Raw genomic sequence first — 25578 nt, forward strand, 5'->3', positions numbered from 1 at the left:
GATGGCCCCCATGGGTCATGGAGCAGTTCCTGCGAAGAACACCGTGCCGCGCGCACGACTCGACGCGGATAACGCGGAACGGGTGGCCACCACCCTCCAGGCTCTGGCCACCCCCTCCCGGCTGCTGATCCTCTCCCGCCTGCGGGAAGGCCCCTGCGCCGCCACCGAACTCGCCACCGAGGTGGGCATGGAACAATCGGCCTGCTCCCACCAGCTCCGGCTGCTGCGCAACCTCGGCCTGGTCGTGGGGCGGCGCCAGGGCCGTTCGGTGATCTACGCGCTGTACGACGACCACGTCGCCGAACTCCTCGACCAGGCCGTCTACCACGTCGAGCACCTGCGTCTCGGCCTGACCGATGCCACCGACACGGACCAGGCGGAGACGGCCGCGATCGGCGCCACGAGCTGACCGCGGCCTGCGGCCGGGGCACCGTCGTTCAGGCGGGCTGGGGGACGGCGTCTGGCTCCCCGTCGTCGGGTGCGGTGAGCGCCGACGAGTCGGCAGGCGGCGTAGATGGTGAAGGAGATCGTCGTGACGTAGGGGCTGATGGGAATGCTGCTGCCCAGGGCGAGCAGGATGCCGCCCTCGATCGAGGCGACGGCGAAGACCACGCTGAGCAGCGGCAGCAGCACCGGCGAGGCGGTGATGCGGGCGGCGGCCGCGGCCGGGGTGACCACCAGGGTGAGGACCAGCAGGGCGCCGACGACCTGCACCGAGAGGGCGACCGCGAGGCCGAGCACGATCATGAAGGCGAAGGAGAGCCCGCGCACCGGCACGCGGCGGGCTTCGGCGACGTCGGGGTCGGCGCTGGCGAAGACCAGCGGCCGCCACATCACCGCCAGGGCGACCAGGACTACGGCAGAGGTGCCGAGCAGCCACGCCACTGCGGGGTGTCGACGGCGACTATCTGGCCGGTGAGCAGGCCGAATTTGTTGGCTGCCCGTCCCTTGTAGAGGGCGAGGAAGAGCACGCCGAGGCCGAGGCCGAACGGCATGAGGATGCCGATCGCCGAGTTGCGGTCCCGGGCGCGTGCGCCCAGCACGCCGATGGCACCGGCCGCCATGAGGGAGCCGACGATCGAGCCCGCCACGACGTTGATTCCCAGCAGCAGCGCGGCCGACGCGCCCGCGAAGGACAGTTCGCTGATGCCGTGCACCGCGAAGGGCAGGTCGCGCATGATGACGAAGACCCCGGCCAGACCGCCGATCAGGCCGAGGGCGACGCCGGCGATGAGGGAGTTGCGTACCAGGGAGAGGAGTTCGCCGTAGTGGTCGTAGGCGAAGATCTGGTGCCAGATGCCGATGAGGGACAGGTCGTCGCGGTCCTGGAGCAGGGTGGTGAGGATGCCGAGGATGCCCCGGCGGGTGATCGGGTCGAGGCCGGAGGTGATCTCGTCGCAGATGAGGACGCGGGGCCGGGCGAGCAGGGCGCGGGCGAGGGCCGCGCCCTGGAGTTCGCCGCCGGAGAGCTGCCCGGGGCGTCTGCGCACCAGCTCCTCCGGGAGGCCGAGGCCGGTCAGAGTGGCCAGGGCCTCCTGCGTCGCGGCGGAGGTCTCGGTGCCGCGCAGCCGTATCGCGGTGCGGGCGATCTGGTGCAGGACGGGTCGGTGTTCGTCGAAGGCGGCGCGCGTCCTGGAAGACGTACTGCACGCCGCCAGCTGTGTACGGCCGCGGTGGCGCAGGCTGCGGGGCAGCGGTGTGTCGTCGAGGAGGATCTCTCCGTCGTGGTCGCGGTGGAGTCCGGCCAGGCAGCGGGCGAGGGTGGTCTTGCCGCTGCCGGAGCGGCCCACGACGGCCAGACATTCGCCCGTGCGCAGGTCGAGTTCCGGGATGCGCAGTACCTCGGTCGTGCCGCGGGTGTTGTTGCGATGGCGGGCGGTCAGGTCGCGTACCCGCAGGACGAGCCGGCCGGAACCGGTCGCTGTTCCCGGATCCGCGAATTCCGTTTGTTCGGAGAGCAGTTCCCGGGTCCATTCATGCTGGGGCGCGAGCCACAGGTGTTGCGCCGGGCCTGATTCCACGACACGGCCCGCACGCATGACGATGACTTGGTCAGCGAGTGCCCGTACCACGTCCAGGTCGTGGCTGAGCAGGACGACGGCGATGCCACGTGCCGCGACGGCCGCCAGCTGGTCGACGATGCGGCTCTTGGTCAGGGTGTCCTGACCGGTGGTGGGCTCGTCGGCGACGATGACCCGGGCGCCCAGCAGCAGAGCCTGGGCGAGGACGACGCGCTGCTGCTGGCCACCGGAGAGCTGGTGCGGGTAGCGGCGCAGCAGCGCCTCCACGTCCGGGAGTTGGGCGTCGGCGAGAGAGCGCAGGACATGTTCTCGGGCCGCTGCCCGGCGACGGCGCAGGGGCAGGTGGCGTACCTGGGCGCGGGCGATGTCCGTCAGGAGGGCGGAGATGCGGCGGGCGGGGTTGAGGACGGCGGCCGGATGCTGGGGGATGTAGCCGACCAAGCCATCGGCCGCCAGGCGTACGTCGCCGGTGACGTGGGCGCCGGGCGGGTACTCGCCGAGCAGGGCGAGGCCGGTGGTGGTCTTGCCGCTGCCGGAGGCACCGACCAGGGCCGTGACCTTGCCGGGCAGGGCCTTGAGGCTCACTCCGTCGACGATCGCCCTGCCGCCGACCTCGACGCGCAGGTTCCGGATCTCGGCCACGGGCTCGTCGCGGCGTAGTGTCCGCGCTCCGTGATGTAGGCGGGTCCCCGTCGAACAGCGCGGCGGCGAGGCCGACCTGGTCCATGACCTTGAGGAGGTCGAACCCGGCCGGTGTGTTGGATCGTTACGATGGCCAGCGTGGCAGTGAGGAGACGCTTAAAGATACGCACGGCCTTCCCGCGGGCGCGGAACAGGTCTCAGCCCACAGAACTGCGCGCTCTCGCCCGGTCGGTGAGGTCATCCAGGGTGTGGGTGGGGACCATCGTCTTGGGGGTCCTCGGGACGCTGCTCACGGGTGTGCTCCTGGCGTTGCCGGGTCAGCTTCTCAACCCCCTGTCGACCAAGGACAGTTTGAGGTCGGGTCCGGACTTCTCCGTCGGGGTCGACGTGGTACGCCTTGATGATGAGGGCAGGAGCGCGGTCACACAGGAGGAGTTCCGGCCGAGCGCCGGGCAGGTGCGGATGCTGGCGCGTCCGAATTCGGCGACCACCGCGGATTTCACCGGGCTGCTGCGGTCGATCGGGGCGGTCAACCTGGACACCGTCACCGTGCGGGTGACGCTGACCGGTCACCGTAACCAGCAGATCGACATCGAGGACATCCGTCCGCTGATCGTGGCCCGATCGGCCCCGCTGTCGGGCAGTCTCCTGTGTGTGCCGTCGCAGGGCGGCGCGCCGACGATGAACATGCTGTTCGATATGGACCGCCCCTTTCCCGTTGCCCACGACCTGAAGTTCGGCAACGACGCCGGTACGGAGGACGGCGGCAACCCGCAGGAGGGGCTTGGCCCGGCGTTCTTCACCCAGCGCACCATCACCCTTCAGGACAATGAGCAGCAGGTACTCGTGATCCGGGCTGTCACGCGGCAGCGCTACGTGGCGTTCCGGCTTGTGGCCACTTACATGCTCGGCAGCCAGAAGAAGAGGGCCGTGATCGATGACCACGGCGAGCCGTTCCGGGTGAGCGCGCTCGTCCCGACACCTGCCGGGGGAACGCCGGTCTATCGCAGTGTCTACGCCATGCGGGCCGACTTCTCCCTCGGCCGTATCGATCCCTCGGCGCTGACTACACCGGGCGGCGCACGAGAGGGGTCGTGTTGACCGGTCGGAGCCAGGGTCGAGGGCGCATGCGATGGCTGGTGTTGGTGCTGCTCCTTCTGACGGGCGCCGGGACATCGGCGTGGCTGCTATGGCGGGACGACGATGGAATGCCCGCCGGGCCGTCAGGTGTGCAGCAGGCGCACAATTCGGCCGGCGCAGCGCGGTGCTCGCCGCCGAACCTCACCGGGGTGGGCGGCCGGCGATCCGCCGCCGCGTGGCATCAGGTGGTCGATCCGGTTCATCGAGCGGCCTGCGCAGGCGACTTCACCGCGCTGGCCCGCCTGCTCGGCGGCGGCCGTCCAACGGACTTCCTCACCGAGGAGTGCTCCAGGTGCACATCGGGCGACATCGTCACCATGTGGCGTGACGAGTACGGCTTCGACCCAGCATCGCTCGCCCGTCTGCTGGAGACTTCTCCCGTCGTGGACCAAGGTGGGCTGACCTACGAGCGCGGCGACACGGTGGCGGTCTTCGCCCGGGGGACATCGCAACTTCCAGCCGGGTGGTCGGCGTTTTTCGTGCAATGCCATGAGGACGATATGTGCGCCAGATTGGCGCCGTCGCCATCTGGCGTCCCTTGATCGGGGGCGGGGGCGGGGGCGGGGGCGGGGGCGGGGCCGGGGGCGTGCGGCCGTTGAACAAGCCGTCGCCTATTCGGATCAGATGCGGTGCGAGGTGCCTGGAGGCTCAGCGGGAGGGTGGTTCGTCCTGAGCGCGAGCCCGTTGCGGCGCAGTTTGGCCAAGTCGCCGCGTTCGGTGGCGAGTTCGATCAGCTCATCGACTGCGGCGTGGTCGCCGCGTTTGGCGCGATTCCGCAGGTTGGTCAGGTCAGGCTCGGACATGGGGGCAACCTCTCCGTGGTTTCTGTCCGGACCGGTCGGCCCGGGGCCATCGATGGCTGTGCGCCCCGGCTGGGCAGCTTCCCCGGGCGCGCAGTTCGTCGCGGTGTGCGTGCCACTCCTCCATCAGCGTGGGTAGACGCTCGGCCGGGAGCTCGGCGAGCGCGACCATCTCTTCGAGGGCCGCGGCGCAAGGTGTCGTCCGTGCGGACCCCGACCGTCCACGCCAGGCACTGATCGTCACCCTTGAACCGTTCCCCGTCGCCAACGCCAACCTGCCCCACCTCGACCTGTCCACCGCCGACATCCCGACCACGTTCGTCGCGGCCCACGAAGTCGAACGCCTGGTGACCCTCACCGACACCACACCCAGCTCTCTGCTCCTGAAACGGGCGGCCGACCCCCAGCGCTCCACCTGGGCTCTCAACGAATGCCTCAACGGACACGAAGGCGCCCGCAACCCGGTCCTCGATCAGGGATGGGCGTCCTACCCCTGGGCAACCGCAGGCTGCCGACCCCTGGCGCGACGTAGTCCATGTGCCGGGCATCCATATGCCCCGGCTGCCGCCGCGGCTCGGTGGCGAGTGCGGCATGGTCGGCCGCCGCACCGGTTCGTCCGAGGATTTCCGCAGGGGCGGGTTACCAACGGGCCGGGATGCGGCGGGCTCGTCCGAGCGGGCTCGATATCTGATGGAGGTGGTCGGCGGCTACCCATCGGCACGCCATCCGGGAGGGCTTACAGGGCATGGCGTACGGGCGCAGCGGGATGGCGCCGTTAAGTGAGATACGTCTTTGGCGGCACGTCTGGGCTGCGGCCTATCAAGGACTCGATGTATTTCTGGACGAGTTGAAGGCTGATATCGGAGAGGAAGGCGGTCTCTGTATGGCCTCGGTATTTCATCTCGTCGGCTTTCAATGCTCTCGGGATCCCTTGGCCTCGGACCCAGGCTTTCACCTGGCGCTCGAAGGCCCATGCGTCTCTGGTGAGGTCGAAGTCCCAACGTGCGTTCAGCTCCCAGCCCTGGGAGAGGTGCTGGGACAGGCGTTGTTCGGTGTTGGCGATGCCCCACTTCAGGGCTTGGTGGGTGTTGTGGACGACGAGGTAGAGGTAGCCGGGTTTGGCGGGATTGATGCCGCGCTCGGCGCAGGTGGGGCAGCCGCCTTGCGTGCCACGGATGTTGTGCAGCGTCGGCCCGGGGTCGAGGACCGTTTCGCAGGTCATGCAGCGGGCTTTCCAGGGGAGTTCCGTGCTGCCGGGATAGGCCACGAGCGGGTCGAGTGCCTTCTCGAGCATGCTGGCGATGGCTTGTTCCTCGTCGAGCCGCAGGGCATCTGCGATCTTTTCCGAGCGGCACGACCAGCATTGGTGGCCGCGGGTGCGGACCTTGGCGTAGGTGGGGGTTCCGATGTGTCCGCAGCGCAGGCAACGGCACAACCAGGGCTGCAATGAGCCGGGATAGTCGACGAGTGGCTGCAGGTCCGCTTTGGCCATCAGCTGTCGCGCCGCTTCGTCGGTGATGTCGCGTCCGGCGCAACTGGTGCAGCCGCCGTGGCCTCGTTGGACGTGCGCCAGCTTCTTCGGCTTGATGACGCCGCAGTGGACGCACCTGGCGGCCCACTGTTTCCCGGCACCCGGGTAGTCCTCCAGTGGATCCCAGCCCCAATCGAGCATGACAGCAGCAGCCGTCGCCCCATCACGGGTGAGTTTGGCCGCGATCTTGCGTGACCGGCACGTTTTGCCGCAGACGCCGGTCCCCTTGTTGACGACGTCGTTGTAGCGCGGTGAACTGACCTCACCGCAGGTCAGGCAGCGGCATTTCCATGGGAGTTGAGTGCCGGGGAAGGGTTCCAGCGGGCGCGTTCCCCGGTCAAGCATTGCCTGGACGGCTTCATCTTCGGTCACTCGTCGTGGCACTGGGCAAGCTCCCTCGGGCAGCAATCGGCGTCGGGTGCGGCCAGACAGCCACAATGAAGGACATCCTATTTCACGATGGATCCACTCAAAGCTGTCGGTTTCCTCGGGTCTTCCTCAGCGCACAAGGGTGGCGTCCCGCCTGGTGGTGTAGCTGTTCCTGGCCGATGTGCGCCCCCGGCTCGCCACCGCATTGCCCCTGGTGGACCGCTCGTGCGCCCTGAACGAGGACGGGCCACCGTGCAACTCTCCGCGGGGAACGGTGAATCCGACCGGGAGGTGCACGATGGCCCTGGCCCATGATGACCTGCTCCGCCTTCTGGAGTCACTACGCTCGGCGGACGGACTGGAGATCGTCCGGACCGCGGCCGAACGAGTCCTGCAAGAACTGATAGAAGCCGAGGCGACACAGCACATCGGTGCCGCATGGGGCGAGCACATCGAGACCCGCACCGCCTACCGCAACGGCCACCGCGAACGGACCCTGACCACTCAGGCCGGCGACCTGGAACTCGCGATCCCCAAACTCCGCGCCGGCACCTTCTTCCCTGCTCCCCGCAGTGCTCCCGTAGCATCCTCACAACGCTGTCGAGCGTCCTGGAGACAGCGGTTGATGACAAGCGTCTTGCTCGGAACCCGATGAGGTCCAAGTCGGTCCGATGGCCGAAGCTGCCCGATGAGCGTCGCGAGGCGTGGCCTGAGGCGCTAGCTCGGAGGGTGCGTGATGAGATCAGTCAGAGGCACCGTATAGCGGTGATTCTTGGGCTTGGGTGCGGTCTGCGCCAGGGCGAAGTCTTCGGTCTGAGTATGGAGGACGTCGACTACGCGCGCGGAGTCCTCCACGTCCGACGTCAGGTACAGATACTCAATGGCCGGAAGTACTTTACGCTTCCAAAGGGTGGGAAAACGCGCGTTGCAGACATGCCGCGTTCCGTGGCCGACGAGCTGATGAAGCATGCCAGTGCATACCCGGGCGACAAGGTCGAGCTTCCCTGGGGCGGCCCTGAATCGGACAGGGAGCGCAAGAAGTTCGGCCTCGTACTGACAACGAAGTACGGGAATGCGATCGCCGCCAACACGTGGAACACCGAGATCTGGAAGCCTGCCCTGGCCAGGGCAGGCGTCATCCCCCCACGTGCCAAGGGGGCGAAACCTTGGCAGTGGCAAGCCGCACCGAAGGACGGGTTCCATGTGCTGAGACACACGTACGCATCCCTCGTGCTGGAGGCGGGCGAGTCGGTTGTCACCCTCGCCAAGTGGCTGGGGCATTCATCGCCGACGATCACCCTCGACCACTACGCGCACTTCATGCCAGAGGCCGGGAAGAAGGGGCGCAGGGCGATCGATACCCTGCTGGGGGCGCGAGCGGAGGAGAGCTCCGGCCCGAACTCCCCAAATTCTCCCCAGGACCGATCCTGAGCGCAAATTCGACCGGCCGACGCGCGTATACAGCGAGGTGAGAGCCCACATGTTCACCACCCGCCCCACCCTCCAGGGCACCTTCGGCATGGTGTCCTCCACCCACTGGCTGGCCTCGCAGTCCGCGATGGCCGTGCTGGAGGACGGCGGCAACGCGTACGACGCGGCCGTGGCGGGGGCGTTCGTGCTGCACGTCGTCGAGCCGCACCTCAACGGCCCGGCCGGCGAGGTGCCGATCCTGCTCGCCCCTGCGGGCGGCGAGGTGCGGGTGCTGTGCGGCCAGGGAGCCGCGCCGGCCGGAGCCACGGTCGCCCACTACCGGGCGCTCGGCCTGGACCTCGTCCCCGGCACCGGACCGCTCGCCGCCGCCGTGCCCGGCGCGTTCGACGCCTGGATGCTCCTGCTGCGCGACCACGGCACCAAGCCCCTCGCCGACGTCCTCAAGTACGCCGTCGGATATGCCGAGCACGGTCACGCGCCCGTGGAGAACGTCGGCGCGACGGTCGAGGCGGTACGGGAGCTCTTCGAGACGGAGTGGACCTCGTCCGCGGAGGTCTATCTGCCGGGCGGGAAGGCTCCGCGCCCCGGCGAGTTGCTGCGCAATCCCGCCCTCGCCGCCACCTGGAAGCGACTGCTCGCCGAGATCGCCGGAGCCGAGGACCGCATCGCGCAGATCGAGGCCGCACGGCGGGTCTGGCGGTGCGGGTTCATCGCCGAGGCCCTGGTGGCGCAGGCGCGGCGGCCGACGTCGGACACCAGCGGCGAGCGCCACACCGGCACGCTCACGGCCGCCGACCTCGCCGGTTGGTCCGCGACCTACGAGAGGCCGGCGACGTACGACTGGAACGGCTGGACCCTGTGCAAGGCCGGCCCCTGGAGCCAGGGCCCGGCCTTCCTCCAGCAGCTCGCCCTGCTCCCGCCCGAACTGCCCACATACGGCGGCGCCGACTACGTCCACCTGCTGATCGAGGGCTGCAAGCTCGCCATGGCCGATCGGGAGGCCTGGTACGGAGACGCCGGATACAGGGACGCCGGGCACGGGGACGCCGGGTACAGGGATGCCGTCGAGGTCCCGCTCGGCGAGCTGCTGTCGGCGGACTACAACGCTGCCCGGCGCGCACTCGTCGGCTACAAGGCCTCGCACGAACTGCGCCCCGGCAGCCCCGGCGGACGCACCCCGCGACTCAGTGCACGCGCGGGCGTGGTCTCCACCGACGGCCCCGGCTTCAGCCCGATGGGCGCCGGTGAGCCGACCGTCGCCGCGGACGGCGCCACCCTCGGCGACACCTGCCACCTGGACGTCGTCGACCGCTGGGGCAACATGGTCGCGGCCACGCCCAGCGGCGGCTGGCTGCAGTCCAACCCGGTCGTGCCCGAACTGGGCTTCCCGCTCGGCACCCGCCTGCAGATGACCTGGCTGGAGGAGGGCCTGCCGAACTCGCTGACGCCCGGCCGCCGGCCCCGCACCACCCTCACGCCCTCCCTCGCCCTGCGCGGCGGAGTCCCCGTCATGGCCTTCGGCACACCCGGCGGGGACCAGCAGGACCAGTGGCAGCTGCACTTCTTCCTGGCCGTCGCCCTGCGCGCACAAGTCCGCGGAGGCCTCGACCTACAGGGCGCGATCGATGCCCCGAACTGGCACAACGACAGCTTCCCGGGTTCGTTCTTCCCGCGCGGCATGCGGCCCGGGAGCGTGACCGTCGAGGCCCGCATGGACCCCGATGTCGTCGAGGAGCTGCGGCGCCGAGGCCACGAGGTGACCGTGGGCGACGCCTGGTCGGAAGGCCGGCTGTGCGCGGTCGCCAGGGACCCGGAGACCGGCGTCCTGTCGGCGGCCGCGAACTCGCGGGGCATGCAGGGATACGCGGTCGGACGCTGACAGCGCGCCCCTGGCCACTGACCGCGCGCCGAGCCACTGACCGCGCGCGCCGAGCCACTGATCGCACGCACCTGGCCGCCGATCGCATGCGCCAAGCCGTCGAACACGTTCCATGAGTGGTCGCGGGCATGATCCTGGTAGAGCGTGCACGCGTCGCCATCCGGTCCGCCGGGGATCTCGCACCACGTCAAGGTCTCGAACCGCATAGGTCCCTCAGCAGACCAACGTGCCCACAGTCCTTGTGTGGGCTTGTCGCTCCACTCCCATACGTAGTCGGCGTGCTCGCCCTCGTGCCAGAGGGCAAGTTCGCATCGGACCGACCAGGGGGCGTCGACAAGTTCGTGGTCTGAGACTTGGTGCTGTCCGGCGAGGATGGCTAACAGGAGTTGGGCGGGTGGCACTTCGGCTGTGGCGGCGCACTGTCGCATGAGGTCTCTCGGTTCATTCGTCCCGCGTGACGCGGGCGTGGTCGGTCGCTACGCGGCGGAAGAGGCCATGTCCGGTCCGGCGGGTATGGCGCAAACACCAGTCCTGCGCCCCCTCCTGGGCGTCGTGGGGGCCGGAAGCCTCCCCACAGCCGGATGCCACACAGAACGCCTCGAAAGTCGCCCCCCGTGCTGCCTCGTGCCGGATCGTGTGGTGCACGAATCGGAGGACGGCGCGGTTCATCCCGCTGTCTCCAGCGCCAGGGGAAGAGCGTTCAGCAGCTTCACTGCTGAGCCGACCGTAAGCGCTCCGATTTCCACGTACGCGCGTCCTCTGCTGGTGACCAGCGGACGCACTCGTGCAGCTTCGTGCTCGGGGATTCCGGCACGTTGCAGGGCTGCCCGCAATAGCGCCGCTGTGTGCTCCGCCTCCGCGCGTGCGCTCTTGTACTGGTCCATGGGGATCACTGCCCTGCCTCCCTCGGGGCGCAGTTCGAGTGCCAGTAGGCCACCATCGGAGCGGAGTCCCGGCGGGCGAGCATCCCCCGGCGGCAGCTCTCAAGGCTCTTGATCGGCTTCAGGCATGAGGGGCACGTTTCACCCTTGGGCGCGTACGTCGTGTACTCCCACTGTCCGGCGTCGGTGTCCGTCATGGTCATACGCCGACCTCCGATCGCTGGCGCAGCGTGAGAACTCTGGCTGTATGAGGCATGTCGTCAACCTCCACGTGGTTGGTGGCCACGCCCCCGGACTGGTCGCACGGTCGCGGGGGTCTCCTGACCCTGGCATCGTGCCGACATGCGAAGGCCGGAACTATCAGACATCGCTGATAGCCCCGGCCATTGATTGACGCTACGTCACATGCCCAGCCATGAACCGTAGTTGCTGAAGGTGTCCGGCATCCTGCGCTTGGCCGCTTCCAGTCCGGCGTATGTCTCGCGCACGGTGGGGTGATATCGCGTCTGCTGTGGTGCCAGCTTGCGAGCCTTCATCAGGCTCTTGAACGCCGAGTCAGTACGGCCTGTCCACATCTCCGCTCGTGCCACCTCGGCGTGGTGGTGGGCAAGTCGGGACGGCGGCCACCCTTCCGGAATCGAGATCTCCTGCGCGGAGTGCACGGCTTCTGGGTACAGGTCCAGTTCGGCCAGCACGCTGACCCGGTGCACGCCGACGTTGGTAGGGCCGAAGGACAGCCAATGAACCTTCTCAGCCGGGCCGGTCCGCACCGCGATGCGCTCAGCCTCGCTGAGGTGTCCTTCTGCGGCGTCCTTGTCCTTGTCTCGCCCAGCCAGCACGGCGGCCCCGAGGTGGAGCTGTCCGGTGACGGCGTCAGTCACCTGTCCCGGCTCCGCCTGTTCCAGCGTGGCCATGCCCAACTGGACCAGTCGCTTACCCGTCCGGTAGTCGCTCGCCCGGAGGTAGGCGAGTGCTCGCAGGTACTGACGCATCCCGCCTAGCACGGGGTCAGAGGCACGCTGCGCCGCCCAATCCATGCGGTCGAGTGCCACTGTGCACAAGTCGGGGAATCCGAGCTTCGTCGTCACGTCGTACGCGGTCCGGTATGCGCTTGCGAGCAACCGCCAGTTACGGTCTGCCGGATCCGTGTGCGCCGTCGTCGTGGCCTCGTGAATCAGCTCGGGAAGGTCGGCGGCAACCTGCTTGATGTTCGTCGCGCGGACCATGGCGCACAGCTTCTCCGCGTGCGCCTCCAACTCCTCAACCGTGCGCGGGGTCACGTCCGGGTCGGGGCCGAGGTCGTAGATGTTCAGAGCCTCGCGAATCGGGTTGATCAGGCCGTCTAGTTGGTCCTGCCGCAGCTCTTCAAGATAGGGCTGTCCTGTCAGTTCGGTAACAGGCACCGACAGGGCTCGGGCGAATGCGCCGATCACCGAGGGGCTCGCGGGCAAGGCACCTTGCTCCACCTTGGTCAGGGTGCTGTATGAGACGTGCGACAGGTCGGCCAACTCGCGCTGGGTCAATCGGCGGACTTTGCGCGTGTGCGCGATGCGTGCGCCTGTGTGCTCGTCAGTGCCGGGGGGCATACTGGTCTCCGTTCTGCATCGACACCAGAACGGTACCCCTGGCCCGTTGCCGGGGAACTGCGATCGGCCCCCGTCGCTCCTTGGCGGGGGCCGATGCTGTCTGAGTGTGAAGTGCGGCAGTGGCGCGGTTTGGGCACGCCGCCGGCCGTAGAGGCTTTTGGGCGGGAGCTGCCATGGGGCGAGTGAACAGGGGGCCTTACGCTCGCCAGCGGATCGGGCAGTCTCTTGGAGCCTGCCCGCATTAGCCCGATCGGCCCCCTGTTCTTAGAGGCTCGCCCCATGGTGGCTGCCTAAAAGCCTCGTAGGCCGTCGGCCCCGGCCCAAGAGGGGTCAAGAGGGGTGAACCCGGCTTCGGCCCTTCACGGTTGGGGGCGGGCTGCCTGATGCCGTGGGGCTCGGGCTCTTGGGGTGGCCGGTGGGGGTGTCCCGGTCCGGGTCGGTGGTTGAGCTGCTGGAGGCCGTGAGTCTCGGGGCAGAGTCCACGGGAACGGAGTGGGCAAGGAATAATGAGAACCAGAACATAGCAGAAAGCCCCTCCTTCAGAGGAGGGGCTTTCTCTATTTCTACCTGAAGACAGGTGTTAGTCGTTCGTGATCGATTCCCCCTCCGGGGATCCGTTTGCCACCCTTGGCGACAAGTACAGACGAAAGGACGGTTTGGATTACACCCCGCTGACGTTCCAGCGAGAGGTTTCCCCAACCCCCCTTGATGAGATCGGGGCTCGGTGCTTTTTGAGGTCGGGCAAGAGCAACGGCACGCTCTCCTCGCAATTGGTCGAGCTGAGCGTCAAGCTTTTCTCGGGTAAGGGCGTAAGTTGTGGCCTTGATCTCGTTCGTTTTCCACAGTCTCTGAAGTTCTTTGAACTCTGCCTCAAGTTCCGCAAGTTCGGCTGCCTTCTCCCATTTTGGGGTGTCCTGCTCCGTCTCTTTTCGGGAAGACAACTCCGCGAGAACCTCCGCGACGAGGTCCCGGACGGCGGACTCTGCGTGGGGGCGTGAAATAGTGATATTCCCGCACCCGCCTGCATCCTTAGCGCAGCGGTACTTGGGGTACTTCCGTGCTGTATTTGCCGCGACCATTCGCGTTCCGCACTCGCCGCACCGCAGGATTCCCGACAAGAGGCTTCGGACCGTGTTGAGTGGTCCCGTGGATGCTCGATTGGCCACCTTGCGCCCGTTGATCTTGGTTGTGACGGCTCGCCAACGATCAATGGACCACAAAGCCTTCCAGGGGCCCATTACGTAATTTCCTTCGGGATCCTTCAGCGGCTCCCCCCGAAACACCCTGATGCCTGCATTGCGCGGGTTCGTGAGGATGCGAAGCACGCTTGAACGTACATACGGCTTTCCGGTTCGTCCAACGAACCCTTCCGCCTTTAGCCAGTCAGTTACGGTGCTGACTGAATCTCCGGCAAGAATTTTCTCAGCCATGGTGTCGAGTGCTGCGGCTTCTTTTGGGTCCAGCGTTTGGCGATCTTCGTTCCATCCGAAGGGGCGGTGCCCTCCTGTCATCTCGCCGTTGTAGGCCTTGCGTTCCATCTCGCGTTTGAGGCGTCGGGACATGTCTTCGGAGGACTTGTTCGCGACATTGACCATGATGCGTGCGGTGAAACGGCCGTCGGCTGTAGTCAGATCGAAGTTCTGCCCTGACAGGGTGTGGAATGCAAGGGTGCTGTTCGGCTTGTCGTAACAGTCGATTACCCGCTCAAGGTCGCGCGGTTGACGTGTGAGTCGGTCAATGTCGATCAGGAGTACACCGCCCAGGGCGCCCACCTGTAGATCGTTGACCATCTCCTCGAACTTCTTACGCTTTACCGTGCGCTTGAAGGCGGACAGGTTGTTGTCTTCGTAGAAGACGACCTGACGGCCTGGAAATAGGCGATCCCTCATTTCCAATACGTCCTCGCGCTGCTTGAGGACGCCCTTACGCTCCCTCTCCTTGGCTTCTTCTGTGGTGAGTAAGCCGAGATCGATAAGGCGCCGGATTTCTGCCAAGTCTGCGTCCGACATGCGCAGGTACCCCGCCAACGGCCTTGTGTCTGCCATGAGTTCCCCTCTGGGCTTGCGCCGGATCTGCTGCTCCCGCCATCATAGGAGATGTTAGTGCTTACCGCGTGCGTTCTCCTGGGAGGCCGCCTGGGATCACGCGGCCGGCATCCTGCTGGTCGAGGAGGCGGGCGGCGCCCACCTGACGCGCACGGGGGAGCCGTTCCGCATCACCGGCGGCAATGCCCTGCCGTTCACCGCGGCCCGCGACGCGGCCACGGCCCGCCGGGTGGCCGGACTGCTGTAGGGCACCGCACGGCCTCTCCGGCCGTCGGCCGGGGCGGCACCCGCGGCCGGAGACTGTCGGAGCCCCGTCATATCCTGATCTCAGTGGCCGTCTGGCTGACGAAGGGGTCCGAGGTGCCGTCGATGCTCGATGCTGTCGTGGTGGGTGCGGGGCCGAACGGACTGACGGCCGCCGTGGAGCTGGCCCGTCGCGGCTTCTCCGTGGCCGTCTTCGAGGCCCGTGACACCGTCGGCGGGGGAGCCCGCACCGAAGAGCTCACCCTGCCCGGCTTCCGGCACGACCCGTGCTCCGCGGCCCACCCGCTCGGCATCAACTCCCCGGCGTTCCGCGCCCTGCCCCTGGAGCGGTACGGCCTGGAGTGGCTGCACGCCGAGCTGCCCATGGCGCACCCGTTCCCCGACGGCAGCGCCGCCGTGCTGTCCCGCTCCGTCGCCGAGACGGCCGCCTCCTTCGGCCCCCGGGACGCGGGCGCGTACCGCAGGCTGGTCGAGCCCTTCCTCCCCAAGTGGGACACCCTGGCCCGCGACTTCATGTCCCTGCCGCTCACCGCACTCCCGCGCGACCCGGTGACGCTCGCCCGCTTCGGCCTGGTCGGCCTGCCGCCGTCGACCTGGCTGACCCGCCGCTTCCGCGACGAGCCGGCCAAGGCCCTGTTCGCCGGTCTCGTCGCGCATGTGATGGCCCCGCTCAGCGGCTTGGCGACGGGCGCGATCGGCCTGGTCTTCGCCCTCGCCGCCCACGCCCGCGGCTGGCCCGTGGCCCGCGGCGGCTCCCAGTCCATCTCCGACGCGCTCACCGCGTATCTCAAGGACCTGGGCGGCCAGGTCCACACGGACTACGAGGTCAGGCGCCTCGACGACCTGCCGCCCGCGCGCGCGTACGTCTTCGACACCTCACCCACCGCCCTGGCCCGCATCGCGGGCTTCGGCAGCTACTACGAGAACTTCAAGTACGGCCCCGGAGTCTTCAAGGTCGACTACGCGCTGGACGGCCCGGTGCCGTGGACAGCCGAGGAGGCCCGCGCCGCCGGCACCGTCCAGATCGGCGCGGACAGCGCGGAGATCGGCGCCGCCCTGCGTGCGGCCTCCCGGCAGGGCCGTGCTCCCGACAAGCCGTTCATGATCACGGTGCAGCCCAGTGTCGCCGACCCCACCCGCGCGCCCGAGGGCAAGCACGTCTTCTGGGCCTACGGCCATGTCCCCAGCGGCTGGACCGGAGACCTCACGGACGTCATGGAGCGCCAACTGGAGCGCTTCGCACCGGGCTTCCGCGACCGCGTCCTCGCCCGTGCCACGGCCGGCCCACTGGAACTTGCCGCCCGCAACGCCAACTACGTCGGCGGTGACATCGGGACCGGCGCGGTCTGCGGACTCCAGACCCTGCTGCGCCCCAAACTCTCCCTCTCCCTGTACACCACCCCGCACCCCGCGGTCTTCATCTGCTCGTCGGCCACCCCGCCGGGCCCCGGAGTGCACGGCATGTCGGGGCACAACGCGGCGAAGGCCGTCTGGAAGAGGCTGCGACAGACATGACGACCACCCTCACCCTCACCCAGGGCGACATCACCCGCGAGAGCGCCGACGCGATCGTCAACGCGGCGAACTCCTCCCTGCTCGGCGGGGGAGGCGTCGACGGCGCCATCCACCGCCGCGGCGGCCCCGCGATCCTCGAAGAGTGCCGCAAACTCCGCGCCTCGCACCATGGCAGGGGCCTGCCCACCGGCCAGGCGGTCGCCACCACAGCGGGCAACCTGGACGCACAGTGGGTGATCCACACGGTGGGCCCGGTCTGGCAGGCCGGCGGCAGCGATGCCTCGCTTCTCGCCTCCTGTTACCGGGAGTCCCTGCGTGTGGCCGACGAGTTGGGTGCGCGGACGGTCGCGTTCCCGGCGATCTCCACCGGCGTGTACCGGTGGCCGATGGACGATGCGGCTCGTGTTGCGGTGGAGACGGTGCGGAACACGCCGACAGCGGTTGAAGAGGTGCGGTTCGTCCTCTTCGACGACCGAGCGTACGAGGCTTTCGCCCGGCAACTCGGCTGACGGAAACCACGGTGAGAACCACCCATTGCGCCTGAGCCCCCTGACAGAGGGGGATCGGGCAGGCCGGCGTCCCGAGCAGGGGCGTCGGCCTGTCCAGCGTGGTGCCGTTCGCCGCCCATGAACCGCTCCGGGTCTGATGGAGGCTCCGGCCTGCCCCGAGTCGCGTGGAGCTGGGACAGCTGATTTCACGTTGCAGGCGCTGCACGCGGTTCGCACTCCGGCGGGCTGCGCGTGCCAAGGGCGGAGTGTCCGCGTCTCCGGCGACCCGGCTCCATCAGACCCAGGGCAGACCAGATGTCTTCACCGAACCCGGGGCGGTTCAGTCGGCCGGGCCGCCCGGCAGCTCTCCCACCCGGTGGCCGTCACCCCGCGCAGCGCGGCCTCTGCGGCCGGCGCCCCCTCCGCCGCGATGCGCAGGGTCCTGCGCCACGGCCGGGTGTCAGCAGGCCTGAGCCGACCGGAGGACCGGTGCCGCCCGACACGGCAGCCGGTCCGGGACCGTCGGCGCCTGGCGCGTAAACATGCCATGTCTATGCAGGGACCAACCGGCAGATTATCGTACACAACGGAATAAAAGCGCAGGTGGAAGGCGCTTTTCATCCCTGCACACCCGTTGACACAGGCATGGTGAGTGCCGCAATTTCATGCGTGACATCAGGCACATCCAGCTCAGGGGTCTCCGACAGGATCCGGGGGCCGAAAGGGGCACGCGGCGGTGTTGCCGTACGGGAACGGAGTGAGGACATGCCGTCGGGAAACTGCTCCGCCGCGAGCTCCCCGGAGTCCGCAGACTTCGTCGCCGTTCGCAGCCGGTGACGCGCTCCATCCACCCACTTCCCCCGCGGACATCGCCGCCGGTACGCCGTGGCGGCGCGTCAGCCGACCGCCGACCGCGTCCGGTCCGGGGTGCGTCGCGTACGTCGCACTTCCCGCCACCGGAAGTGCTTCCCCTGGTCGCCGGCCCTGGTCTCCCACACCACAGCTCTGACGGAGGTACCACCATGATCAACAGACGCCAGTTCCTGGCGAGCGCCACGGGTGTCGCGGCGGCAGCGGTCGCAGGCAACGTCCTCGCGGCCGGCACCGCCCGGGCCGCGACCACGTACACCCCCACGTGGGCCTCGGTCGACCAGCACAACGCGTCTCCCGAGTGGTTCAAGGACGCCAAGTTCGGCATCTACTACCACTGGGGCGTGTTCAGCGTTCCGGCCTATGGGAACGAGTGGTATCCGCGCCGCATGTACATCAGCGGCGATGCGTGCAACCAGCACCACATCGCAACCTACGGCGACCCGTCGGCGTGGCCGTACCACAACTTCATCAACGGCGCGAACGACCTGAACGGCAACTTCAACAAGTTCGCCCCGAAGCTGAAGTCCGCGGGCGGGAAATTCGACCCGGACGAGTGGGCGCAGCTCTTCGCCGACGCCGGCGCCCGGTTCGCCGGGCCGGTCGCCGAGCACCACGACGGGTTCTCCATGTGGAACAGCTCGGTCAACGAGTGGAACTCGGTCGCCAAGGGCCCCAAGCTCAACCTGCTCCAGCTGTTCACCGACTCCATCCGCGCCAAGGGGCTGAAGCTCCTGGTGGCCATGCACCACGCGTTCAACTTCAACGGCTTCTACGACCACGTACTCGCGCAGTCCGACCCGAGCCTGCAGAAGCTGTACGGGCAGTTGGGCGCCACGGCCGAGAACCAGCTGTGGTACGACAAGCTCAAGGAGGTCATCGACCTCGCCCAGCCCGACATCATCTGGCAGGATTTCGATCTGAACAAGATCAACCAGACGCAGCAGCTGAACTTCCTGTCGTACTACTACAACCAGGCGAACACCTGGGGCCGCGAAGTCGTCGCCACCTACAAGGACGGCTTCAACGGCCACGGCGAGGTATTCGACTACGAGCGCGGCGGCCCCGGCGACATCACCGCCCCCTACTGGCTCACCGACGACAGCATCTCCAGCTCCAGCTGGTGCTACACGAACGGCATCGGCTACTACAGCATCCAGCAGATGCTGCACTCGCTGATCGACCGGGTCAGCAAGAACGGCAACATGCTGCTCAACATCGCCCCGATGGCGGACGGCACGATCCCCCAGGCCCAGAAGGACGTCCTCCTCGGCATCGGCGACTACCTGGGCCGCTTCGGCGAGTCGATCTACTCGACCCGGGCCTGGACCTCGTACGGCGAAGGTCCCACGCACATGGGCGGCGGCGCCTTCACCGCCCCGCAGGTCGGCACCGCGCGGGACATCCGCTTCACCCGGAACAAGAACAACACCGTCCTGTACGCCACGGTCCTCGGCTGGCCGGGCAGCACCCTGACCATATCGACGCTCGACTCGGCCCGGATCAACGTCAGTTCGCTGACCTCGGCGAAGCTGCTGAACTCCACCGCCGGCACGTACACGAACCTGCCCACGCCGACGCAGGACTCCGCCGGGCTGCACGTGACCCTGCCGTCGTCGTCGGCGCCGTTCTCCGCCCTCGCCTACGTCGTGAAGCTGACCTTCTCCGGCGCGATCCCGCCTCTGAAGCCACTGTGCGGGGCCGTGGTCTACCAGGACGTCAACTACTCCGGCGGCTCCTCCGTGCTCCAGGTCGGCTCCTACAGCGCCGACCAGTTGACGCTCGCCGGCCTGCCCAGCCGCAGCCTGTCCTCGCTGAAGCTGGCCCCCGGCTACCAGATCATCGGCTACTCCGGTGACAACTTCACCGGCACCGCCTGGACCGTCACCGCCGACAACGCCGACCTGCGCAACACCGGCAACAACGACGCCGTCGTGTCGATGAAGGTGCAGCTCAACCCCTCAGCGTGGTTCAGGATCACCAACGTCACCGACGGGCTGGCGCTGGACAGCGGCGGGAACGTCCCGAGCGGCTCCAACCTCAAGCAGTGGACCTGGAACGGCAGTACCAACCTGCAGTGGCAGGCCGTCGAACTCGGCACCGGCTACTACAAGCTGGTCAACCGCGCCAACGGCATGGTCGCCGACGGCGGCGGCGCCACCACGAACGGCTCCGCCGCCCTGGAGGCTCCCTGGGACGGTGGCACCAAGCAGCAGTGGCAGTTCAGGTACCAGGGTGGCGGCAGGTACTGGATCGTCAACCGCGCCACCGGCCTCGTCCTCGACGGTGGCGGCAACGTGCCCTCGGGCTCCGTGACCAGGCAGTGGTCCGGGAGCGGCAGCTCCAACGTGCAGTGGACCTTCACCGCGGTCTGAGCGGAGGGGCCGGGGCCGGGGCGGCCGCCCCGGCCGCTGCCGACGAGAAGGGGCGGACTCCGTCCAGTGCCACTCCCGCCGACGTGGCCCGATGCGACCAGAACGCCAGTTGCGCCGTCTCCTCGGGGTCCGCGCCCCGGGGCCGATCGACTCGTGCACGGCCAGCTTCGAAGGTTGCTGCGCGGGACCGGCGGACTCGGTTCGGGCCAAGGGGTCGGATCGGATGACGAGCCGAGCGAAAGGCTGCCGGACACCCGGCCGCCTGCTGATTGTCAGTGCCGCCTGCGAGACTCGTTCCATGATTCCGAAGCTGCCCTTGGACAGCCCTCGTTGGCGTGGTCTTGACGGTGTGAAGGTCGGGGAGATGCAGATACTCCTGGAGCAGTTGGCCTCCGCGGCTGCCACCGGGGGCGGCGACGCGTGGCGGCGGACCTGGACGGACCTGTCCGGCGGCCTGATGGATGACGGAGTCCTCGCCGGCGGGGCCTACGCGGCCCTGCCGCATCTCGTCGAGGCGGCAGCGGTCCTGCCTCCGGGACAGACCGTGGACTTCTGGGTGGACCTCGGATTCATGGTGACCGCCGATTACCGGCCCCCCGTCCCTGCCGATCTTGAGGCGGGCTTCGGCGCCGCACTGCGGCTGGCCGAGCGGGCGGCCACCCGAAGCCTCCTCGCCGGTACTCCCGGGCAGCTCTGTGCCCAACTCGCCCTCTCCTGCGTGGCCTTGGCCGGCCACCACATGGGCGAGGTGCTGTGGCAGCTCCCGGATCACCGGGAAAGCGGCCTCCTGTTGTCGTGTCCCGCTTGCGGAAACGACACGGAGATCCCCGACTTCTTCGTGGACCCGGCGCGTTCACCCCTGGTGGCTCCACCGCTGCCCGACCCCGCCCATGTCCGGCAAGAAGGGCATCCCTGGGGCGAGGCCGCCGCGGCATTGCGGGAGGAGGCGCTGGGGGAGGGGTGGGAACCCTTCCTGCGGGTGGCGCGCGACGTCGCGGTGAGGGGGGTGCCCCCCGAAACACCAGGACAGGCCGTCCTGTGCCTGGTCGCCGGGATGGTCGCGGTCAGGGGTACCCCGCAGCGGGCCGCAGGGGAACTGGCCCGCCGACTGATGTCGCTCACCGGGCACTTCGACTGCTGGGACTGCGAGCGGACGTGGACGATCGCGGACGGCCTGGCGGAGCACCCGGACGGTGCGCTCTCCCCACACCGTCCGGCTCGGGCGCGGACGGACTCCGACGGGTCGGCTGCCGGAGCGGAATCAGCGGCGGCCGGACCAACCAGCCGAGCGGCGACCCGGTTCCGGCAGGAAGGGAACGCGATCGTCGCGGCCGACGGCACACCCTGGGGCCGTATATCGGTGTTCTCCGATTCCGTGCCCGGTTCGTCCGGGGGTGTCGACGCCCTGGCGGTGGTGTCCCGTCCCGGTCGGCCGACCCTCGTGGCCGGTGGCGGGGACAAGGGCGTGGTGTGCCTGTGGGAGGTGACCGACGGCCGGCTCTTCCACGACCCGCTGCCAGGACATCCTGACGCCGTCCGCTCGATGACAACCCTGCCCCTGCCCGACGGCCGCGTCCTTCTGGCAAGCGGAGGCGACAGCGGGACGATCGCCGTGTGGAACCCCCTCACCGGGCAGTCGGTTCGCGAACCTGCCGGCGACTGGCCCGGCGGGGTGACCGCGATGTGCACCGCTGTCGTCCCCGACGGCCGCACCCTGCTCGTCACCGCCACCCCCCGAGGCGCTGTCCGGATGTGGGAACCGGACAGCGGTGAGTGCGTCGGGCGCCTCAACCCCTACGGCAGTCCGATCCGGTCGGTCACCGCCGTCCCGATCTCCGCCGACCACGCGCTGATCGCGGCCTCGGACACCGCGGGCCGCGTTCACGTGTGGGATCCAGCCGTCGACGACCCCTGGGACCGTGGCGCGGCCGTGCAACTGAGCGCACGCGCGCTCGACGATGCCGACCACCGGGTGGCGTCCGTGGAAGCTGTCCTGACACCCGACCGAACCATGCTGGCCACGGCAGACGACCTCGGCGTCGTCATGCTGTGGGACCTGGCCACCGGTGCCCCGGTCGGCGATGGTCTGCCCAGCTCCACAGGCACCGCCGGCCTGCCGCTCATCACCGCCGCCACCCTGCACGGCGGCCGCACGGTCCTGGTCACCGGCACCCGTCACGGTCACCGGCTGCGGGTGTGGGAACCGGAGACCGGCGCGGTGCAGCACATCGCCCTGGAGGTGTCGCTCACCTGCCTGGCCGGCGCGGGCGCGGACCTGATCGTCGGACATGACCGCGGAGTCCTCAGTCTCCCGCTCACCAGGCAGTGAGCGCGTTCGGCCACAACCCCGTCCCACCCGTCGCGCGGAGCAACGGGTGGGATGCCGGGAACCTGCACGACGTGCGCGACAGACCGACCTGTGGCCCGAACCCCGCAGCCGGCGCGCCCGCGCGGTTCGTCCGGCGGCGGGTGGGTAACCGCGCCGACTGAGGACGCCGTTCCACGGCGCCGCGCCAGGAGTTCACCTTCCGCGTCGGGCAGGGCCGCTGCCGGGAACCGAGTGCTACGAGCCCGGGCGCAGCCAACGGCCGGTGGGGCCAGGTGAATTCACGGTTGCGCCCCTCAAAAGCGACATGTCGGAGTTCGGCGCATTGTCGGCTTCCTCTTCGATGACAGGGCGTACGAGGTGTTCGCCCGGCAACTCGGCTGAGCGAGGAACTCACGCCCGGCAGGCCCAGCACGAGAACGTGCGCGATGAGGCCCAGGTCCTTCAAGCCCGGGTCACGCCTCTTGCCCGGCATGGGCGCGGAGTTCGCCCGAGCCTCTGATGATCAGCCGGGTGGGGACGGTGATGGTGCGGGCGCGGGTGCGGTCGCCGTCGAGGCGGGCCAGGGCCGCGGTCGCGGCCGTTCTGCCGATCTCCTCCGGGTCCTGGGCGACGACGGTGAGGGCCGGTTCCAGGGCCTCGGCCAGCGGCACGTCGTCGAAGCTGACGACGGCGATGTCCTTACGCCCGCTGCGGGCGAGTTCGGCGACTATGCCGATCGCGACGATGTTGTTGCCGGCGAAGATGGCGGTGGGGGGATCCTTCACGTCGAGGAGCTGTGTGGTGGCGACGGAGGCCCCGTGCGGGTCGTGGGCGCTGGCGAGCAGGGAGCGGTCGTAGGGGATGCCGGCGCTCTGCAGGGCCGCGCGGTACCCGGCGAGGCGCTCACGGCGGGTGTGGAGTGTGGTCGGCAGGTCGCCGAGGAAGCCGATGCGCCGGTGGCCGTGGGCGATGAGGTGGGCGACGCCGTCCTGGGCGCCCGTGCGGTTGGAGCTGACGACGCTGTCCGCGGCCAGTCCCGTTCCCGGGCGGTCGAGGAAGATGACGGGCAGGCCCGCGGTGCGGTGGGTCTTGAGGTGGGAGTGGTCGGCGCCGACGGACGGCACGACCATCAGGATGCTGACGCGGCGGGCCAGGAACTTGTCGGTCAGGGCGCGTTCGCGGTCGGGATCGTCCGTGGAGGAGCCCATCAGCAGGGTCAGTCCGCGGTGGCGGACGGTGTCCTCGATGCTGCGGGCCACCGCTCCGAAGAAGGGGTTGCCGAGGTCGGGGATGACCAGTCCGATGGTGGTGTCGGGTCCGCCGACCCGGATGTTGCGGGCCATGAGGTTCGGCTGGAAGCCGAGCTTGGCGACAGCGGCGAGTACCTGTTCTCTGGTCCGGGCCGAGGCCGGCCCGTCCTCGTTGAGGACTCGGGAGACCGTCTTGGCGCTGACACCCACTTCGCGTGCGACGTCTGCCAGGGTGGGGCGGCGGTTCGCTGCCATGGAGGAAGCCGTCTCCTGTGCTCGTCGGTTCCGGCCGCGGCCTCGGCCGGATACCGTCGAGTGTCGAGTGGTGGTGGTCAGGTGGCCTGGACTCCCGCGGCCTTCGCCGCCGCGGAATCGGCTACGACAGTATCTCCGGCCTCGTCGAGGGTGAGTGCGCCGGTCATGATGGCGACGACCTCCGCCATCGAGTAGTCGGACGGCCTGATCACAGCCGCGCGCCGGCCGAGGCGGTGGACGTGGATCCGGTCGGCGATCTCGAAGACGTGCGGCATGTTGTGGCTGATCAGAACGACCGGCATGCCCTTGTCCCGGACCCGGCGGATGAGATCCAGGACCTGCCCGGACTCCTTGACCCCGAGGGCGGCGGTCGGCTCGTCCATGACGACGACACTGCTGGCCCAGGCGACGGATCGGGCCACCGCGACCGCCTGCCGCTGTCCGCCGGAGAGCGTCTCGACCGACTGCGTCAGCGAGCGCAGACCGATCTTGAGGTCGGCCATGTGCTCGGAGGCCTCCTGGCGCATCCGCTTCTTGTCCAGCATGCGGAAGACACTGCCGAGGACACCGGGACGGCGGAGCTCGCGCCCCAGGAACATGTTCGAGGCGATGTCCATGGAGGCGGCCACGGCGAGGTCCTGGTAGACCGTCTCGATGCCGTGGGCGCGTGCGCTCTGCGGGCCGGAGAAGGTGATGGGCTCGCCGTTGAGCCGTATCTCGCCCGCGTCGGGGGCCACCGCACCGGTGAGCGCCTTGATCAGGCTGGTCTTGCCGGCGCCGTTGTCGCCGATGACGGCGAGCACCTCGCCGGGCAGCAGGTCGAAGTCGGCGCCGTCGATCGCGGTGACATGGCCGTAGCGCTTGACCAGACCGCGGGCCTGCAGCACCGGTGTGGGGGAGGAGATGGCGGTCATCGGGCCTTCTTCCGGGAGATCTGGTCGACGGTCACCGCGAGGATCACCAGCACCCCGGTGATCAGCGTCTGGTAGATGGACGCGACGCCCATCAGCTGCAGGCCGTTGCGGAAGACGCCGACGATGAGGACGCCGATGAAGGTGCCCAGGACCGATCCGCGTCCGCCGAAGAGGCTGGTGCCGCCGAGGACCACGGCCGTGATGCTGTCGAGGTTGTCCGTCTGGCCGGCCTGCGGGTCGCCGACTCCGGTGCGGGAGACGAGCAGCAGGGCCGCGATGCCGTACAGCAGGCCCGCCACGGTGTAGATGCCGATCGTCAGCCGGGAGGTGCGGATGCCGTTCAGGCGCGCCGCTTCCTGGCTGTTGCCCAGCGCGTAGACGTGCCGGCCCCAGCCGGTGCTGCTCAGCGCGTAGGCGAGGAGGAGGAACAGGGCGATGGTGACCAGGGAGCCGTAGGTGATGTCGGTGTGGCCGAGCGGGAAGGTCTGCCCGAGCGCCGTCAACGGTCCGGGCAGGTTGGCGACCGTCTGCTCCGCGGAGTAGATGTGCGTGAGCGCGAACGCCACGTTCAGCATGCCCAGGGTGACGATGAACGGCGGCAGCGGGATCTTCTGCACCAGCAGCCCGTTGACCAGCCCGAAGCCGCCGCAGACGGCGATGCCCAGCGCGATGGCGAGGAGCGGCGGCAGGGAGCCCTCGGCGGCCATCTTGGCGATCACGATGCTGCCGAAGGCCATCACGGCACCGCACGACAGGTCGATGCCCGCCGTGAGGATGATCAGCGTCTGCCCGATGGCGAGCGTGCCGACGACCATGACCTGCTGCACGATCAGCGAGAAGTTGCCGCCGGTGAGGAACTGGTCGGATGAGAAGGAGAAGAAGGCGCAGGCCAGAAGCAGCGCGGCCAGCGGACCGGTGGTCGGTGCCGTGAGCAGTCTGCGGGCCGTGGTCGGCGCTTTGAGCCCGGCGTACGGCGATGACGTACTCGGGGGCGTGGACGTGGCGGTCATGCGA

18 protein-coding genes and 4 pseudogenes are annotated in these 25578 nt (G+C 68.8%); 11 read left to right on the top strand and 11 right to left on the bottom strand.

Annotated elements, in window-relative coordinates; all coding sequences use genetic code 11:
• Window positions 1-10: 10 nt before the first annotated feature.
• The gene (locus tag ACYUED_RS38725) at window positions 11-409 is read left to right on the top strand and encodes an ArsR/SmtB family transcription factor (protein WP_491289089.1); all 399 of its coding nucleotides are present in this window, start codon (window positions 11-13) and stop codon (window positions 407-409) included.
• A gap of 35 nt (window positions 410-444) precedes the next feature.
• Here the strand turns inward: ACYUED_RS38725 and ACYUED_RS38730 are convergent.
• Both ACYUED_RS38730 and ACYUED_RS38735 read right to left on the bottom strand, forming a co-directional pair.
• Window positions 445-1304 (bottom strand): annotated as a pseudogene (locus ACYUED_RS38730) (metal ABC transporter permease); the annotation flags it as partial.
• A gap of 51 nt (window positions 1305-1355) precedes the next feature.
• Window positions 1356-2663 (bottom strand): annotated as a pseudogene (locus tag ACYUED_RS38735) (ABC transporter ATP-binding protein); the annotation flags it as partial.
• A 462-nt stretch (window positions 2664-3125) separates the two neighbouring features.
• On the opposite strand from ACYUED_RS38735, the gene ACYUED_RS38740 reads away from it, so the two are divergent.
• Both ACYUED_RS38740 and ACYUED_RS38745 read left to right on the top strand, forming a co-directional pair.
• Window positions 3126-3764: a hypothetical protein gene (locus ACYUED_RS38740; RefSeq protein ID WP_491289090.1), complete on the top strand. Its 639-nt coding sequence runs from the start codon at window positions 3126-3128 to the stop codon at window positions 3762-3764.
• 26 nt (window positions 3765-3790) lie between these two features.
• A complete protein-coding gene (locus ACYUED_RS38745; protein ID WP_491289091.1) occupies window positions 3791-4345 on the top strand; it encodes a hypothetical protein in 555 nt (184 codons plus the stop codon).
• Window positions 4346-4423: 78 nt separating this feature from the next.
• Here the strand turns inward: ACYUED_RS38745 and ACYUED_RS38750 are convergent, their stop codons facing one another.
• Both ACYUED_RS38750 and ACYUED_RS38755 read right to left on the bottom strand, forming a co-directional pair.
• A complete protein-coding gene (locus tag ACYUED_RS38750; RefSeq protein ID WP_491289092.1) occupies window positions 4424-4606 on the bottom strand; it encodes a hypothetical protein in 183 nt (60 codons plus the stop codon).
• A gap of 772 nt (window positions 4607-5378) precedes the next feature.
• A complete protein-coding gene (locus tag ACYUED_RS38755; protein WP_491289093.1) occupies window positions 5379-6506 on the bottom strand; it encodes a hypothetical protein in 1128 nt (375 codons plus the stop codon).
• A 295-nt stretch (window positions 6507-6801) separates the two neighbouring features.
• Between ACYUED_RS38755 and ACYUED_RS38760 the strand changes: the two are divergent.
• From ACYUED_RS38760 to ACYUED_RS38770, 3 genes and pseudogenes are all read left to right on the top strand, one after another.
• A pseudogene (locus ACYUED_RS38760) lies at window positions 6802-7068 on the top strand (transposase); the annotation flags it as partial.
• Between the two features lie 86 nt (window positions 7069-7154).
• Entirely contained in the window at window positions 7155-7934 is a 780-nt protein-coding gene (locus tag ACYUED_RS38765; RefSeq protein ID WP_491289094.1) for a tyrosine-type recombinase/integrase, read from the top strand.
• 49 nt (window positions 7935-7983) lie between these two features.
• The gene (locus ACYUED_RS38770) at window positions 7984-9813 is read left to right on the top strand and encodes a gamma-glutamyltransferase family protein (protein WP_491289095.1); all 1830 of its coding nucleotides are present in this window, start codon (window positions 7984-7986) and stop codon (window positions 9811-9813) included.
• A 441-nt stretch (window positions 9814-10254) separates the two neighbouring features.
• Here ACYUED_RS38770 and ACYUED_RS38775 read toward each other — a convergent pair whose 3' ends face one another.
• The 4 genes from ACYUED_RS38775 to ACYUED_RS38790 form a co-directional block, all read right to left on the bottom strand.
• On the bottom strand, window positions 10255-10482 hold the full coding sequence (locus ACYUED_RS38775) for a DUF7848 domain-containing protein (protein WP_491289096.1): 228 nt from the start codon (window positions 10480-10482) through the stop codon (window positions 10255-10257).
• 220 nt (window positions 10483-10702) lie between these two features.
• Window positions 10703-10897 carry a hypothetical protein gene (locus ACYUED_RS38780; RefSeq protein ID WP_491289097.1) on the bottom strand — a complete coding sequence of 65 codons (195 nt, stop codon included), beginning with the start codon at window positions 10895-10897 and terminating at the stop codon, window positions 10703-10705.
• Window positions 10898-11095: 198 nt separating this feature from the next.
• Window positions 11096-12280 (bottom strand): helix-turn-helix domain-containing protein, encoded by a 1185-nt coding sequence (locus ACYUED_RS38785; RefSeq protein ID WP_491289098.1) that lies wholly within the window; start codon window positions 12278-12280, stop codon window positions 11096-11098.
• Between the two features lie 563 nt (window positions 12281-12843).
• A complete protein-coding gene (locus ACYUED_RS38790) occupies window positions 12844-14289 on the bottom strand; it encodes a recombinase family protein (RefSeq protein WP_491289099.1) in 1446 nt (481 codons plus the stop codon).
• Between the two features lie 106 nt (window positions 14290-14395).
• Between ACYUED_RS38790 and ACYUED_RS38795 the strand changes: the two are divergent.
• From ACYUED_RS38795 to ACYUED_RS38815, 5 genes and pseudogenes are all read left to right on the top strand, one after another.
• A pseudogene (locus tag ACYUED_RS38795) lies at window positions 14396-14572 on the top strand (inositol monophosphatase family protein); the annotation flags it as partial.
• Window positions 14573-14694: 122 nt separating this feature from the next.
• Window positions 14695-16104, top strand: coding sequence for a phytoene desaturase family protein (locus ACYUED_RS38800; RefSeq protein WP_491294624.1), 1410 nt, complete (start codon window positions 14695-14697; stop codon window positions 16102-16104).
• On the top strand, window positions 16101-16613 hold the full coding sequence (locus tag ACYUED_RS38805) for an O-acetyl-ADP-ribose deacetylase (RefSeq protein WP_491289100.1): 513 nt from the start codon (window positions 16101-16103) through the stop codon (window positions 16611-16613). Before ACYUED_RS38800 ends, ACYUED_RS38805 begins: the two co-directional genes overlap by 4 nt.
• Before the next feature lie 1001 nt (window positions 16614-17614).
• Entirely contained in the window at window positions 17615-19837 is a 2223-nt protein-coding gene (locus ACYUED_RS38810) for an alpha-L-fucosidase (protein ID WP_491289101.1), read from the top strand.
• A gap of 364 nt (window positions 19838-20201) precedes the next feature.
• Complete coding sequence (locus ACYUED_RS38815) at window positions 20202-22166, top strand: WD40 repeat domain-containing protein (protein ID WP_491289102.1); 1965 nt, start codon at window positions 20202-20204, stop codon at window positions 22164-22166.
• A 452-nt stretch (window positions 22167-22618) separates the two neighbouring features.
• Here the strand turns inward: ACYUED_RS38815 and ACYUED_RS38820 are convergent, their stop codons facing one another.
• The 3 genes from ACYUED_RS38820 to ACYUED_RS38830 form a co-directional block, all read right to left on the bottom strand.
• Window positions 22619-23650 (bottom strand): LacI family DNA-binding transcriptional regulator, encoded by a 1032-nt coding sequence (locus tag ACYUED_RS38820; protein WP_491289103.1) that lies wholly within the window; start codon window positions 23648-23650, stop codon window positions 22619-22621.
• Window positions 23651-23727: 77 nt separating this feature from the next.
• Complete coding sequence (locus ACYUED_RS38825) at window positions 23728-24564, bottom strand: ATP-binding cassette domain-containing protein (protein ID WP_491289104.1); 837 nt, start codon at window positions 24562-24564, stop codon at window positions 23728-23730.
• Complete coding sequence (locus ACYUED_RS38830) at window positions 24561-25574, bottom strand: ABC transporter permease (RefSeq protein ID WP_491289105.1); 1014 nt, start codon at window positions 25572-25574, stop codon at window positions 24561-24563. Before ACYUED_RS38830 ends, ACYUED_RS38825 begins: the two co-directional genes overlap by 4 nt.
• Window positions 25575-25578 lie beyond the last annotated feature (4 nt).

The sequence above is a fragment of the Streptomyces sp. DF42 genome (genome assembly GCF_058267695.1).

What these genes read in the sequence shown, in the direction of transcription:
- ACYUED_RS38815 (WP_491289102.1), top strand. Translation starts at nt 20,202, where the DNA reads ATGCAGATACTCCTGGAGCAGTTGGCCTCCGCGGCTGCCACCGGGGGC.
- ACYUED_RS38750 (WP_491289092.1), bottom strand. Translation starts at nt 4,606, where the DNA reads ATGTCCGAGCCTGACCTGACCAACCTGCGGAATCGCGCCAAACGCGGC.
- ACYUED_RS38725 (WP_491289089.1), top strand. Translation starts at nt 11, where the DNA reads ATGGGTCATGGAGCAGTTCCTGCGAAGAACACCGTGCCGCGCGCACGA.
- ACYUED_RS38785 (WP_491289098.1), bottom strand. Translation starts at nt 12,280, where the DNA reads ATGCCCCCCGGCACTGACGAGCACACAGGCGCACGCATCGCGCACACG.
- ACYUED_RS38800 (WP_491294624.1), top strand. Translation starts at nt 14,695, where the DNA reads ATGCTCGATGCTGTCGTGGTGGGTGCGGGGCCGAACGGACTGACGGCC.
- ACYUED_RS38805 (WP_491289100.1), top strand. Translation starts at nt 16,101, where the DNA reads ATGACGACCACCCTCACCCTCACCCAGGGCGACATCACCCGCGAGAGC.
- ACYUED_RS38820 (WP_491289103.1), bottom strand. Translation starts at nt 23,650, where the DNA reads ATGGCAGCGAACCGCCGCCCCACCCTGGCAGACGTCGCACGCGAAGTG.
- ACYUED_RS38770 (WP_491289095.1), top strand. Translation starts at nt 7,984, where the DNA reads ATGTTCACCACCCGCCCCACCCTCCAGGGCACCTTCGGCATGGTGTCC.
- ACYUED_RS38745 (WP_491289091.1), top strand. Translation starts at nt 3,791, where the DNA reads ATGCGATGGCTGGTGTTGGTGCTGCTCCTTCTGACGGGCGCCGGGACA.
- ACYUED_RS38780 (WP_491289097.1), bottom strand. Translation starts at nt 10,897, where the DNA reads ATGACCATGACGGACACCGACGCCGGACAGTGGGAGTACACGACGTAC.
- ACYUED_RS38810 (WP_491289101.1), top strand. Translation starts at nt 17,615, where the DNA reads ATGATCAACAGACGCCAGTTCCTGGCGAGCGCCACGGGTGTCGCGGCG.
- ACYUED_RS38790 (WP_491289099.1), bottom strand. Translation starts at nt 14,289, where the DNA reads ATGTCGGACGCAGACTTGGCAGAAATCCGGCGCCTTATCGATCTCGGC.
- ACYUED_RS38765 (WP_491289094.1), top strand. Translation starts at nt 7,155, where the DNA reads ATGAGGTCCAAGTCGGTCCGATGGCCGAAGCTGCCCGATGAGCGTCGC.
- ACYUED_RS38830 (WP_491289105.1), bottom strand. Translation starts at nt 25,574, where the DNA reads ATGACCGCCACGTCCACGCCCCCGAGTACGTCATCGCCGTACGCCGGG.
- ACYUED_RS38775 (WP_491289096.1), bottom strand. Translation starts at nt 10,482, where the DNA reads ATGAACCGCGCCGTCCTCCGATTCGTGCACCACACGATCCGGCACGAG.
- ACYUED_RS38740 (WP_491289090.1), top strand. Translation starts at nt 3,126, where the DNA reads ATGCTGGCGCGTCCGAATTCGGCGACCACCGCGGATTTCACCGGGCTG.
- ACYUED_RS38825 (WP_491289104.1), bottom strand. Translation starts at nt 24,564, where the DNA reads ATGACCGCCATCTCCTCCCCCACACCGGTGCTGCAGGCCCGCGGTCTG.